Here is an 11,959-nt window from a genome sequence, read left to right on the forward strand (position 1 = left end):
CAATGTGCCAATCTGTTTTTTCCGGGGACATGTGCCTCGGAAAAAACACTGCTCAGCCTGCAAGCGTGCGAGTCGGGCCCCAAACAAAGCCCAGCGAAGCGGGTTTGTTTGGGAGAGGAGGGGCAAGGAAGCGGAGCGATGCCTGGCCGTCAGGCCAGGATGAGCGGTGTGGACTTTGCCCCGACGAAGTGCGACGCAGCAGGCTGCAACCCTTCTCACACGTGCTTGCACGTGCGAGAGAGCCTGTCGACTTTGTCGACAGGCTCAGGCCGCCTTCAGGCGGTCTTTTTTTGCTCTGCGATAAAATGCGGCCCTGCTCCGTTATAGGGATGCGGGCGGAGTCGCCCTTCCCATTTTTCCCCTTCTGTGGTATGATAATTTTACATGCCGCCCTTTTCCCGGTACCGGCGGCCATTGAGGAAGGAGGGACGCCCGTGTTCCTTTACATGACCATGGAGGGCCTGGCCAAGCGCAGCCGCTCCGATCAGCCTTTGGATGAGGGCCTGCTGCCCCGGGTGGGGCAGGGGGACCGGGCCGCCCTGGAGGCCCTTTACGTCCAGACCGAGAAAGCGGTGTACGCCCTGGCCCTCTCCATCCTCCGGGACCCTGAGGACGCCCGGGACGTGACCCAGGAGGTCTATCTGAAGGTCCGGGCCGCCGCCCACCTGTATGTGCCCCAGGGCAAGCCCCTGGCCTGGCTCTTCACCATCACCCGGAACCTGTGCCGGGACCTGCAGAGAAACCAGTCCCGGGACGGCCAGTCCCCCGAGGACCTGGAGAACGACGCCCGCTTCTCCTACATCTCCGACCCCACCGATCGGCTGGTGCTGGCCGCCGCCCTCAAGACCCTGGGGGATGAGGAGCGGCAGGTGGTCCTTCTCCACGCCGTCTCCGGCCTCAAGCACCGGGAGATCGCCCAGGACCTGGGTCTGCCCCTGTCCACCGTGCTCTCCCGCTACAACCGGGCCCTGAAGAAACTCAAACGCTATCTCACCGAAGAGGGGGTGCGCCTGTGAACGACAAGATCGAAACCTCCCTGCGCCGGGCGGCGGAGCAACTGCCCCAGCCCGATTTCCAGGCCATGGCCGATATCCCAGTGCAGCCTTTGGAGGTCCACGACTACGTGACCCGGCAGGAATTTCTGCCCCCCAGGCGGCGGTTTCCCCTGGCCGCCGCGGCCCTGGTGATCTGCGCCCTGGTGATCTGCGCCGGGCTATGGGCCTACTTCCAGTTCTTCCAGGTCTACTCCGTGGTGGACCTGCGGGTGAACCCCGCCTTCGCCATTGAGCTGGACCGCCGGGATCAGGTCAAGTCCGTCAACGCCCTCTCCGAGGACGCCCGGCCCATCCTGGAGGGCCGCTCCTACCAGGGCTGGGACCTGGAGACCACGGTGGAGGCCCTGCTGGACGACCTGTGGGCCGGCGGCTACCTGGGCGACGGCGCCCAGGTGGATGTGGCGGTGAACAGCAAAAGCGCCGACCACGGCCGGGACCTCCGGGAGGAGGTGGATGAGATCATCGCTGAAAAGCTGCAGGAGCTCTCCGGCAGCACTGCGCTTCCCCCCACAGACACCGGCAACGCCCCCGTGTCCACGCCCCCTGTGTCCGAAGCGCCTGCATCCCACGCTCCCACGGTCTCCACCGCTCCCTCTTCCGGGGGGATGCTTACCCGCGATGAGGTCCAGGCCATCGTCATCGACCGCCTGCCCGGCGCCTCCTTTGAGGAGGTCAAGCTGGACGAGGACGACGGAAACATGATCTATGAAGTAAAATTCCGGGATACTGCCGGTGCGGAGTACGAGGCCGATCTGGACGCCTTCACCGGTGAGATCCTGAAGTGGGAAAAAGACTGACACGTCAGAGAGAGGATCTGATACCCATGAGCACGACCATGACAAAGACCATTCGCCCCGCTCTGCTGGGGCTCACCACCTGCCGGGACCTGCTGCGGGAGCCGCTGATGGTCAAGGTCCGGGCCCTGCTGGACGCCCTGGACGCCGGAGACGGCGAAGGGGCTCTGGACGCCTACACCGAGATCTTCTACGGCCTGCGCCAGGCGGGCAAGGCCGGCCTTGGGGACTGGCTGTGGGACCGTCTGCGCTACACCGAGTCCCCCTACCCCGCCCTGCTGGACCGGGGCGGCTCCGACCCCGCTCTGGAGGGGGCCGCCCGTCGGGACGTGGACACCCTCTCCCGGCTGGCCGGGCTGGACTGCGGCGCCCTCATCGCCGAGATGACCGCCCTTCTGCCGGAGGAGTTCGGTCCCGTGCTGGCCGCTCTGCCCCGGTGGGGCAACACCGTCCCCTTTACCTTTGAGGACCTGACCGGTTTCTACCAAGTCCACGGTGCCGGCCTCTTCGCCCGTTACCGGGCCTTTCTGTGGTCGGAAGGCGCCCTCATCCCCGTGGCCGAACCCGACACCCCCCAGGAGGAGGAGATGATGGGCTACGGTCTCCAGCGGGAGCAGGTCATCGCCAACACCCGGGCCTTCCTGGCCGGAAAACGGGTCAACGACGTCCTCCTCTACGGCGACAGCGGCACCGGCAAGTCGGCCACGGTAAAGACCCTCCTCTCCATTCCCGGCTTCGAGGCCCTGCGGCTCATCGAGATCCAGAAGGACGGGCTCCGGGGCATGCCCGAGCTCATCCGCAGCCTCTCCGGCCGGAAGCAGCGCTTCATCCTCTTTATTGACGACCTGGCCTTCGACCAGGACGACCATACCTACTCCGTGGTCAAGACCATCCTGGAAGGCGGCCTGGAGCGGCGGCCGGCCAACGTGGCCATCTACGCCACCTCCAACCGCCGGCTGCTGGTGCGCCAGACCTTCTCCGACCGCCAGGGGGACGAGGTGGACCGCCAGGAGACCATTCAGGAAAAGACCGCCCTCTCCGACCGCTTCGGCCTGCGCATCCCCTATCTGGCCCTCTCCAAGGGGGAGTTCCTGGACCTGGTCCAGTCCCTGGCCGCCCAGCGGGGCCTTCCTATGGACCCGGAGGAGCTCCGCCGCCGGGCCATCCAGTGGGACATGCGCTTCCCCAGCCGTACCCCCCGGGGCGCCCGCCAGTTCCTGGCCAGTCTTCAGATGGACTGAGCATTCGTACCAACAAACAGAGCGCCTGCCTCTCGTTGAGAGGCAGGCGCTCTGTTTCATCTGTCGTCGGGCAGACTGCCCTCGATCTCCATGGTGGCCATCTGCTCCGCAGTGATCCCATTGCGTGCGCCGTAGTCCGTCCAATACTTGGTGGAGGCTTTTAGGAAAAACTTTTTGCTGATGGGCATGGTGACCTTGAGCCGGCGGTGCCTTCCCGCCGTTACCGCCCGGGCCAGCGTTCTGATCTTCCACCGGGCAAAGACCCGGAAGGGCTGGTCCAGGATGGCCTCCCCGCTGCCGATCTCCAGCACCGAGCCCACAGGCCAGCCCATCCGCTTACAGAAGAGCTCCACCATGGCCACGGCCACATCGCTCTGCTCCGGCTCCAGAAAACCGCAGTTCACCAGCACCGACAGGGTGGGCCGGTTTTGGGGCGGCGCCTCCTCCAGGGCCTTGAAGGCGCGGAGCACCGGCACCGGGATGGCGTCGGCGTAGAGGGGAAAGATCAGTAGCACGTCGCTGACCGCCTCGAGCCGCTCGGCCACCGCCTTGGGGTCGGCCCGGAGCAGGTCCATGCTCTCGGTCTCCAGGCCGCAGAATTGGGTGAACAGTGCCGCGTAGCGCCGGGAGTTGGACCGGGGCGCGCGGGGACTGCCGTTGAGGATCAACACTTTTTTCACGCCCATGTCTCCACCTCCTGACGGACCGCCGCCTCCACCTGCTCCTCATCGGTGAAGCGGATCTCATAGCTCTGAAAGGACATATTCTTGGCGTTCCGGGCCACCAGCCGCCGGAAGAGCTCCTCCTCCTCCCGGTCCCGGGCGCCGTAGGCCACGATGGTGGCCTTCTTGGGCACCACCGCCCGCTGGACGTGGTGAGTCTCCCCGTCCAGAAGGCGGATGAAGGCCTGCTGGACGGGGATGGCCCGCTCCAGCATGGTCTTCATCACTACGTCATACCCGCCGTACCGCACCCGGCTCACATAGAGGGCGGTGTCGCTCTCGGCCAGGCGGGGATAGACCCGCACCGCGTCATCCCGGATGACACACTTGCCCGGCGTCTTGGTCCAGCAGCCGAAGCAGCCCACACAGGGAGTGATCTTCATGTGGGAGAGGTCGAAGCAGACCACGTCCGTTCTGTTCCCCAGATCCAGGGACAAGGGGCGGTCGCTCAATATGATTTTCATGGTGTACACACTCCAGTTTCATTTGACATGTCCGCCCGCCGGGGCGGCCCTTTTCCGATACGCAAAAACAGCATGCGGCATAGTCGGAACAACTATACCGCATGCTGTCAGACTCTGCAAAGCTCAAATGAGCGCGGCGGCCGGTCCGGGTCCATGCCCGTCCTCGGCCCCCGGCCGTGTTCAGGATTCCATGGCTGTATTTTTACGGGGGACAAGGACGTGGAAGATCCCCATGCCCACACTGCTCCGGCGGAGCACCGCGTCCAGGCCCACGGCCAGGGCGGCACCGCACACCACATCCACCACCGAGTGCTGCTTGAGGAAGACAGTGGACAGGCAGATGAGCACCGACAGCACCATCAGGGACACCTGCCGGCGGCGCTCCGCACTCAGCGCCCGGGACCGGGTGCCGGCCAGAGCCACATTTACCGTCATGAACACGTGGATGGAGGGACAGACGTTGGTGGGCGTATCGGTCTTGCGCAGCAGGATGACCAGCTGGCTGAGGATGTCATCGCCGATGATGGGACGGCGCAGGAGCTGCCCGTTGGGGAAGAGGGCATAAATGGCCAAGCAGATGGTCAGGCCGATGATGGTCATCCGGCTCAGGTGGAGAAAGCTCTCCGGCTCCCGCTTATAGAAGTACCAGAACATCCCTGGCACCAGGGGGAACCAGGCCACGTAAGGGATCAGAAAGGCTGCGCAGAAGGGGATGTAGGCGTCCAGATCGCTGGCAATCCAGAATTTGGGCCGCACATATTCCTCCAGCAGTGCAAAACAGATCACATAAAAAATGAAATAGACGATGGGCACTGCCAGCATTCGGCGGCGTGTCCGCTCGTCGTGCCAATACTGTTCCATACTTGGCGGCCCTCCTTTCTTTCGATTCTATCTATGGCGGCATTTCTTTTGCAAAAAGATTTTACTCTGGTTCAGCCTGTAAATCCATAGAAATTTTCTGAAGAATTTCTTAAGCTTTCCCAGCCGGGTTTATACATTTTGATACTGTGGAAAATCTTGGAGCCTCTGCTCTTCTCCTCACTCTTCATATCGATGGGAGAGTCCGTTTTGTGACAGCCCAGGGGGAGAATTTTAAAAATTTTTTATTTCCCGCTCCACGGCCCGATGGTGACCCCGGTATAATAATGGGTGAGGATCTCCTGCCAGGTGCTTCCGGCCTTGGCCATGGCGTTGGCGCCGTACTGGCTCATACCCACCCCGTGGCCGTAGCCGGTGACGGAGAAGGTGACGGCCGTATCGTCCGCCGTGACGGAGAAGCTGGCCGAACGCAGGTCGAACAGGGTCCGCAGGGCCGTGCCCTTCACGGTGACGCCCCCCACCTCCACGGTGTCCACCCCGCCGGAGGAGGTGGGCACGGCATTTTGGAACCAGGTCTCCGGCGCCCCCGACAGATCGGCGTCGGGGTGCTGGGTGAGAAAGACAGTTTTGAACTCCTCCACCGGCACGGTGACGGTGGTATGATAGTTGGGGACCTCGTCCCCCTCCGGGCTCTCCACGCTGGTGAGGTAGGGTACGCTGCCCCCCCACACCTCCACCGAGTCCAGGGTCCGCCCCGCCGCCGAGGAGAAAAAGACGGCGTCGATGGGCTGCCCCTCATAAAGGATAGCCTGTCCGTCGGTATCCGATACCGCCCGGGCGATCTTTTCTCCCCACAGCTCCGCCTGCTCCCCCCAATTGACGGCGGCGTCCTCCGGGGAGATATAGGCCTGACAGCAGGAGATGTCGGTACACATATCGGCGTCGGGGTGGTTGGGATTCTGACCAATGCTCATCTGATAAAGGGTGTAGGTCCGGGCGGTCACCGCCTGGGCCCGGAGGGCCTCCTCCTCAAAGGAGGCCGGCATCTCCGCCGCCACCACCCGCCATAAGTACTCCGCCATGGTGAGAGAGGCCACCGTCCCGTCGGGCATGGCCACCCGGATCAGGGTGGCTCCGTCTCCCCCGGCGCCGCTCTGGGCGGTGGGCTTCTGAATGGGCAGGGTGGCGGTGGGGAGCGGCCCGGTCTCCTCCGGCGCTTCCCCCTCCTCCCCCGGCCCCAGCAGGAGCATGGGGAGCAAAAAGACAGCCAGGAGCAGCAGCAGGGCAGTGGCCGCCACAGGGCGTAACGTCCGCATCATTTCAAACCTCCACGGCCAAAAGGGCCTTTTCATGGTGGAAAGGACTGCTTTCTCGCTTGACGGGGCGGCACCCAGGGCGTAAAATGTAGGGTAATATTTTTCGAGGGGGGAACCACCCATGTCCGGAGCGACACAATCCCGTGACTTTATCCAGAGTCTATGCGGAGAATTTCAAAAGCATAACTACATCGATCCCAGCCACTATGAACACATCGACGTGAAGCGGGGGCTCCGGAACGCCGACGGCACCGGCGTCATGGCGGGCATCACCCAGATCGGCAACGTCCAGGGCTATTACATCCAGGACGGCGAGCGCGCCCCCATGGAGGGCCGGCTCATCTACCGGGGCATCAACGTGGAGGACCTGATCCACGGCTTCACCTCCGAGGGCCGCTTCGGCTTCGAGGAGACCGCCTACCTGCTTCTCTTCGGCGCTCTGCCCACCCGGCAGCAGCTCACCGATTTCAACACCGTTCTCTCCCAGCTCCGGCCCCTGCCGGTGAATTTCACCGAGGACATGATCCTCAAGGCGCCGGGCCGGGACATCATGAACCGGTTGGGCCGGTGCATCCTGGCCCTCTACTGCTATGACGACGCCCCCGAGGACCACTCCCTGGAGAACGAGCTCCGCCAGGCCCTCCAGCTGGTGGCCCGGTGCCCCATGATCGTGGCCCACTCCTACGCCGCCAAGCGCCACTACTTCGACAACGACTCCCTCTACCTCCACCGTCCCCAGGAGGGGCTCTCCTTCGCTGAGAACTTCCTCTACGCCATCCGCCACGACAACCGCTTCACCGAGCAGGAGGCCAAGGTGCTGGACCTGTGCATGGTCCTCCACGCCGAGCACGGCGGCGGCAACAACTCCGCCTTCTCCTGCCGGGTCCTCTCCTCCTCCGGCACCGATATCTACGCCGCCATCTCGGCGGCGGTGGGCTCCCTGAAGGGCCCTCGCCACGGCGGCGCCAACAAGAAGGTCATGGAGATGTTCCGCTACATCCAGGAGGGGGTCTCCGACTGGACCGACGACGCCCAGGTAAAGGACTTCCTCCTCCGCCTCCTCCAGCGGGAGGCCGGCGACCGCAGCGGCCTCATCTATGGCATGGGCCACGCCATCTACACCCTCTCCGATCCCCGGGCCAAGCTCCTCAAGCAGTTCGCCCGCGGCCTGGCCGAGGAGGCCCACATGGTGGAGGAATTCCAGCTGGTGGAGTCGGTGGAGCGGCTGGCCCCCGAGGTCATCAACGGCGTCCGGGGCCAGGACAAGCCCATCTGCGCCAACCTGGACCTCTACTCCGGCCTTGTCTACAAGATGCTGGGCATCCCCGAGGAGCTCTACACCCCCCTCTTCGCCATGGCCCGCATGGTGGGCTGGTGCGCCCACCGGCTGGAGGAGGTCTTCAACCCCGGCAACAAGATCATCCGCCCGGCCTACAAGGCCGTGGCGCCCATGCAGCCCTTCGTCCCCCTGGACCAGCGGGGCTGACCCCTCCGGGCCAAGGACGGCCCGATCACAACACACAAGGAGGACCTCATGTCCCACCACGAACACAAATTCACCTCCTCCGCCGGCGCCGTGCTGGCGGCGGTGGGCTCCGCCGTCGGCATGGGCAACATCTGGCTCTTCCCCTACCGGGTGGGCCAGTACGGCGGCGGCGCCTTCCTCATCCCCTACTTCCTCTTCGTGGCCCTCTTCTCCTACGTGGGCCTCTCCGGCGAGTTCGCCTTCGGCCGCCTCACCGGCACCGGCGCCCGCGGCTCCTTTGACTACGCCATGCGCTCCCGGGGCTGGAAGGGGGGCAGCATTCTGGGCATCCTCCCCCTGCTGGGGGTACTGGGCATCGCCATCGGCTACTCCGTGGTGGTGGGCTGGGTCCTGCGGTACGCCGCCGGCTCCCTCACCGGCTCCCTGCTCAGCAGCCAGCCCGACGCCTACTTTGAGACGCTGGCCGTCTCCTTTGGCTCCATCCCCTGGCACTTTATCGTCATCGCCGCCACCGTGGTCATCCTGGTGCTGGGCGTGGCCGCCGGCATCGAGAAGATCAGCAAGTTCATGATGCCCGCCTTCTATGTGTTCTTCCTCATCATCGCCGTCCGGGTGGCCTTCCTCCCCGGGGCGGTGGAGGGCTACCGCTACCTGCTGGAGCCCGACTGGTCCTATCTCCTCAAATTCGAGACCTGGGTCATGGCCATGGGCCAGGCCTTCTTCTCCCTCTCCATCAACGGCGCCGGCATGCTCATCTACGGCAGCTATATGAAGAAGTCCGAGAACATCATCCGCCAGTCGGTGATGACCGCCATCCTGGACACCATGGCCGCCCTGCTCTCCGGCTTCGCGATCCTCCCCGCCGTCTTTGCCTTCGGCATCGCCCCCAACAGCGGCCCCTCCCTCATGTTCATCACCATCCCCCGGGTCTTTCAGCAGATGCCCGGCGGCCGGGTGCTGGCCCTCTTCTTCTTCGTCTCCGTCCTCTTCGCCGGCATCACCTCCCTCATCAACATGCTGGAGGCGGTGGGCGAGTCCCTGAACAAGGGGGCAAAACTCCCCCGGAAGGCCGCCATGATCGTGGTGGGCTGCGTCACCTTCGGCGTCTCCCTCTTCCTGGAGTCCCTTCCCGCCATGGGCTCCTGGCTGGACGCCGTCACCATCTATATCGCCCCCTTCGGCGCCGTGCTGGCCGCCGTCATGATCTACTGGGTCCTGGGCCTCAAGGCCATCCGGGCCGAGCTCATGGAGGGCCGCACCCGCCCCCTGGGCCGGGCCTTCGACTTTCTGGCCAAATATGTCTACGTCTTTCTCTCCGCCGCCGTGCTGGTACTGGGCATCGTCTACGGCGGCATCGGTTAGGAGGCGCCCATGAGCCTCTTCCGCTGCCCCCTGTGCGCCTCCCCCCTGACCCGGACGGACAGAACCTACACCTGTCCCAAGGGCCACAGCTTTGACCGTTCCAGGGAGGGCTATGTCCACCTCCTCCCCGCCAATCAGAAGCACGCCAAAGACCCCGGCGACGACAAGGAGATGGCTGCCGCCCGGAACCGTTTCCTCTCCGGCGGGTGGTACGCCCCCCTGCGGGAGGCGCTGTGCCGCCTGGCCCTCACCTACGCCCCCGCCGGAGCGGCGGCGCTGGACGCCGGCTGCGGCGAGGGGTACTACACCGCCGGCGTCTACGCCGCCCTGTCTGAAACCGGCCAGGTGGGACAGATGGCCGGGGTGGACCTGTCGAAGCCCTCCCTGCGGTGGGCGGCCCGGCGGGAGAAAAATGTGGAGTTTGCCGTGGCCTCGGTCTACCACCTGCCGGTGGCGGACACCTCGGTGGATCTGCTCCTCAACTGCTTCTCCCCCCTGGCTCTGGACGAGTTCCGCCGGGTCCTGCGCCCCGGCGGGGTCTACCTCTACGTGGTGCCGGCGGCCCGGCACCTGTGGGAGCTCAAGGAGGTCCTCTACGACAGTCCCTACCTTAACAAAGAGGAGGACATCCCCTACGAGGGCTTCTCCTACCTGGAGGTGGTACCGGTGGAGACGGTGCTGGACCTCCCCGACCGGGACACCATCCGGGACCTCTTCTCCATGACCCCCTACCGGTGGAAGACCCCCAAGGCCGGCGCCGCCCGGCTGGAGGAGCTGGACCGGCTCACCGTCACCGCCGCCTTCCGGGTCCACGTTTTCCGACGGGACCCGGCGTAGTCGGTTGCAATTTTCCCCTTTTCGTGATATATTGACCAGCATCAGGAACGATTTGAGGTCGCGCCTTGGAAAAAGGGCGTTTGGGTGCGGAACTGGGTTTCGCTTGCCTGTGGGAGACCTTGAATCAGGCAAGTGAGAAAGAAAGGAACATCACCCATGGAAATCAACGGCGAGCAGGTAAACGAAGTCGTCCGCTACGACCAGCTGGGGCTCTCCCCGGAGATCATGCGGGCGCTGGACAAGAAGGGCTACGTCCAGGCCACCCCCGTCCAGGGCGGCGCCATTCCCTATTTCATGAAGTGGCAGGACGTCATTGCCAAGGCCCCCACGGGCACCGGCAAAACCTTTGCCTTCGGCATCCCCATGGTGGAGCACATCGACCCGGAAAACGACGCCGTCCAGGGTCTGGTGCTGGCCCCCACCCGGGAGCTGGCCATCCAGATCATGAACGAGCTGCGGGACCTCTGCGAGTTCAAGGAGGGGGTCCGGGCGGTGGTTCTCTACGGCGGACAGCCCATCGATCGGCAGATCAACCAGCTCAAGAAGCGGCCCCAGATCGTGGTGGCCACCCCCGGCCGTCTCATGGACCACATGAAGCGGCGCACCGTCCGGCTGGACCAGGTCCAGACCGTGGTGCTGGACGAGGCCGACCGGATGCTGGACATGGGCTTCATCCACGACGTCACCCGCATTCTGGACCAGATCAAGCACCGCCGGAACATGGGTATGTTCTCCGCCACCATCTCCCGGGAGGTCATGGACATCTCCTGGGTGTACCAGCGGGACCCGGTGGAGATCATCGTCCGGCCCGACGAGCAGAACAAGCCCGACATCCAGCAGTACCGCATCGACGTGGACCGGAACGAGAAGGCGGAGATCACCGCCCGCATCCTGGACGCCGCCGGCTATGAGCGGGCCATCGCCTTCTGCAACACCAAGAACATGACCGACCGGCTCACCGGCCTGCTGCGGATGCGGGGCATCACCTGCGAGGCCATCCACGGCGACATCCAGCAGTCGGTCCGGGAGAAGACCCTGGGCAAGTTCCGCCGGGGCGAGCTCCGGGTGCTGGTGGCCACCGACGTGGCCGCCCGCGGCCTGGACATCGACGACGTAGACGTGGTCTTCAACTACGACGTCCCCGACGAGACCGAGTACTACGTCCACCGCATCGGCCGCACCGGCCGGGCCAAGCGCCACGGCGTGGCCTACACCCTGGTGTCCACCATCACCGAGGCCATGCGCCTGGACGACATCCAGAAGATCACCAAAAACGACATCCACCGCCTCAAGTATGAAAAGGGCACCCTCCTGGACCTGGAGGAGGAGCAGAAATAAGGGGCGGTCCGGTTTTCATGTATTTTTAAGCTTTCCCCAAAGATTTTTTCATGTGAATCTGGCATACTAGGGACAGATAAGGAGGGGCCCAATATGGATGAACCGAAGAAACTCTACCGTACGGAACACGGCGCCGCCATGCTCTGCGGCGTGTGCGGCGGCATCGCCGAATACTTCAACATCGATCCCAGCATCGTCCGTCTGCTGTGGGCCGCCCTGGTCATTATGGGCGGCACCGGCATCCTGCTCTATATCATCGCCGCCATCGTCCTGCCCAGGAAGAGCCAGGTCTACCCCGGCTATTGACGGCTGGCGCCTGTCGACTATGTCGGCAGGCGCTCTCAAAAATGCAAGCATTTTTTCGAAGGGATACAGACCGCTGCAGCGCACTCGCTGCGCTCGCACGTTTGCGGTCTGAGCAGTGTTTTTCCGACGCACATGTCGCCGGAAAAACAAATTGGCACATTGTCAAGTCAAGTGCAACACTTTCTGGAAATGGACTTCAAAGGGTGAGCGCCAGCCCAG

At 64.2% G+C, this 11,959-nt stretch carries 12 protein-coding genes; 8 read left to right on the forward strand and 4 right to left on the reverse strand.

Features of this window, described 5'->3' with window-relative positions; genetic code table 11:
- The first annotated feature begins 434 nt into the window (after positions 1 to 434).
- Genes Q0K15_RS09025 through Q0K15_RS09035 form a run of 3 tightly spaced genes read left to right on the forward strand, consistent with a single transcriptional unit; the run spans position 435 to position 3,090 of the window.
- Positions 435 to 1,016 (forward strand): RNA polymerase sigma factor, encoded by a 582-nt coding sequence (locus Q0K15_RS09025; protein WP_365933730.1) that lies wholly within the window; start codon positions 435 to 437, stop codon positions 1,014 to 1,016.
- Positions 1,013 to 1,852 (forward strand): PepSY domain-containing protein, encoded by an 840-nt coding sequence (locus tag Q0K15_RS09030; protein ID WP_294515476.1) that lies wholly within the window; start codon positions 1,013 to 1,015, stop codon positions 1,850 to 1,852. Before Q0K15_RS09025 ends, Q0K15_RS09030 begins: the two co-directional genes overlap by 4 nt.
- 26 nt (positions 1,853 to 1,878) lie before the next feature.
- Complete coding sequence (locus Q0K15_RS09035; RefSeq protein WP_294515478.1) at positions 1,879 to 3,090, forward strand: ATP-binding protein; 1,212 nt, start codon at positions 1,879 to 1,881, stop codon at positions 3,088 to 3,090.
- Positions 3,091 to 3,146: 56 nt separating this feature from the next.
- Here the strand turns inward: Q0K15_RS09035 and Q0K15_RS09040 are convergent, their stop codons facing one another.
- The 4 genes from Q0K15_RS09040 to spoIID form a co-directional block, all read right to left on the reverse strand.
- Positions 3,147 to 3,776 (reverse strand): hypothetical protein, encoded by a 630-nt coding sequence (locus Q0K15_RS09040; RefSeq protein ID WP_294515480.1) that lies wholly within the window; start codon positions 3,774 to 3,776, stop codon positions 3,147 to 3,149.
- Positions 3,767 to 4,276, reverse strand: coding sequence for an NAD(P)H-dependent oxidoreductase (locus Q0K15_RS09045; RefSeq protein ID WP_294515482.1), 510 nt, complete (start codon positions 4,274 to 4,276; stop codon positions 3,767 to 3,769). Before Q0K15_RS09045 ends, Q0K15_RS09040 begins: the two co-directional genes overlap by 10 nt.
- A 180-nt stretch (positions 4,277 to 4,456) precedes the next feature.
- Positions 4,457 to 5,137, reverse strand: coding sequence for a phosphatase PAP2 family protein (locus Q0K15_RS09050; RefSeq protein WP_294515485.1), 681 nt, complete (start codon positions 5,135 to 5,137; stop codon positions 4,457 to 4,459).
- Positions 5,138 to 5,379: 242 nt separating this feature from the next.
- Positions 5,380 to 6,414, reverse strand: a complete 1,035-nt coding sequence (gene spoIID, locus Q0K15_RS09055) for a stage II sporulation protein D (RefSeq protein WP_294515487.1) — start codon at positions 6,412 to 6,414, stop codon at positions 5,380 to 5,382.
- Positions 6,415 to 6,532: 118 nt separating this feature from the next.
- On the opposite strand from spoIID, the gene Q0K15_RS09060 reads away from it, so the two are divergent.
- The 5 genes from Q0K15_RS09060 (at position 6,533) to Q0K15_RS09080 (ending at position 11,740) form a co-directional block, all read left to right on the forward strand.
- Entirely contained in the window at positions 6,533 to 7,897 is a 1,365-nt protein-coding gene (locus Q0K15_RS09060; protein WP_294515490.1) for a citrate/2-methylcitrate synthase, read from the forward strand.
- Between the two features lie 48 nt (positions 7,898 to 7,945).
- Positions 7,946 to 9,259, forward strand: a complete 1,314-nt coding sequence (locus Q0K15_RS09065; protein ID WP_294515492.1) for a sodium-dependent transporter — start codon at positions 7,946 to 7,948, stop codon at positions 9,257 to 9,259.
- Positions 9,260 to 9,268: 9 nt separating this feature from the next.
- Positions 9,269 to 10,096, forward strand: a complete 828-nt coding sequence (locus Q0K15_RS09070) for a putative RNA methyltransferase (protein WP_294515494.1) — start codon at positions 9,269 to 9,271, stop codon at positions 10,094 to 10,096.
- A 156-nt stretch (positions 10,097 to 10,252) separates the two neighbouring features.
- Complete coding sequence (locus tag Q0K15_RS09075; protein WP_294515496.1) at positions 10,253 to 11,434, forward strand: DEAD/DEAH box helicase; 1,182 nt, start codon at positions 10,253 to 10,255, stop codon at positions 11,432 to 11,434.
- Positions 11,435 to 11,527: 93 nt separating this feature from the next.
- Positions 11,528 to 11,740 carry a PspC domain-containing protein gene (locus Q0K15_RS09080; RefSeq protein ID WP_294515498.1) on the forward strand — a complete coding sequence of 71 codons (213 nt, stop codon included), beginning with the start codon at positions 11,528 to 11,530 and terminating at the stop codon, positions 11,738 to 11,740.
- The last annotated feature ends 219 nt before the right edge of the window (positions 11,741 to 11,959 follow it).

The organism is uncultured Intestinimonas sp. (assembly GCF_944387245.1).
Taxonomy (GTDB): domain Bacteria; phylum Bacillota; class Clostridia; order Oscillospirales; family Oscillospiraceae; genus Intestinimonas.

What these genes read in the sequence shown, in the direction of transcription:
- Q0K15_RS09050 (WP_294515485.1), bottom strand. Translation starts at nt 5,137, where the DNA reads ATGGAACAGTATTGGCACGACGAGCGGACACGCCGCCGAATGCTGGCA.
- Q0K15_RS09070 (WP_294515494.1), top strand. Translation starts at nt 9,269, where the DNA reads ATGAGCCTCTTCCGCTGCCCCCTGTGCGCCTCCCCCCTGACCCGGACG.
- Q0K15_RS09045 (WP_294515482.1), bottom strand. Translation starts at nt 4,276, where the DNA reads ATGAAAATCATATTGAGCGACCGCCCCTTGTCCCTGGATCTGGGGAAC.
- Q0K15_RS09080 (WP_294515498.1), top strand. Translation starts at nt 11,528, where the DNA reads ATGGATGAACCGAAGAAACTCTACCGTACGGAACACGGCGCCGCCATG.
- Q0K15_RS09040 (WP_294515480.1), bottom strand. Translation starts at nt 3,776, where the DNA reads ATGGGCGTGAAAAAAGTGTTGATCCTCAACGGCAGTCCCCGCGCGCCC.
- Q0K15_RS09035 (WP_294515478.1), top strand. Translation starts at nt 1,879, where the DNA reads ATGAGCACGACCATGACAAAGACCATTCGCCCCGCTCTGCTGGGGCTC.
- Q0K15_RS09075 (WP_294515496.1), top strand. Translation starts at nt 10,253, where the DNA reads ATGGAAATCAACGGCGAGCAGGTAAACGAAGTCGTCCGCTACGACCAG.
- Q0K15_RS09060 (WP_294515490.1), top strand. Translation starts at nt 6,533, where the DNA reads ATGTCCGGAGCGACACAATCCCGTGACTTTATCCAGAGTCTATGCGGA.
- Q0K15_RS09065 (WP_294515492.1), top strand. Translation starts at nt 7,946, where the DNA reads ATGTCCCACCACGAACACAAATTCACCTCCTCCGCCGGCGCCGTGCTG.
- spoIID (WP_294515487.1), bottom strand. Translation starts at nt 6,414, where the DNA reads ATGATGCGGACGTTACGCCCTGTGGCGGCCACTGCCCTGCTGCTGCTC.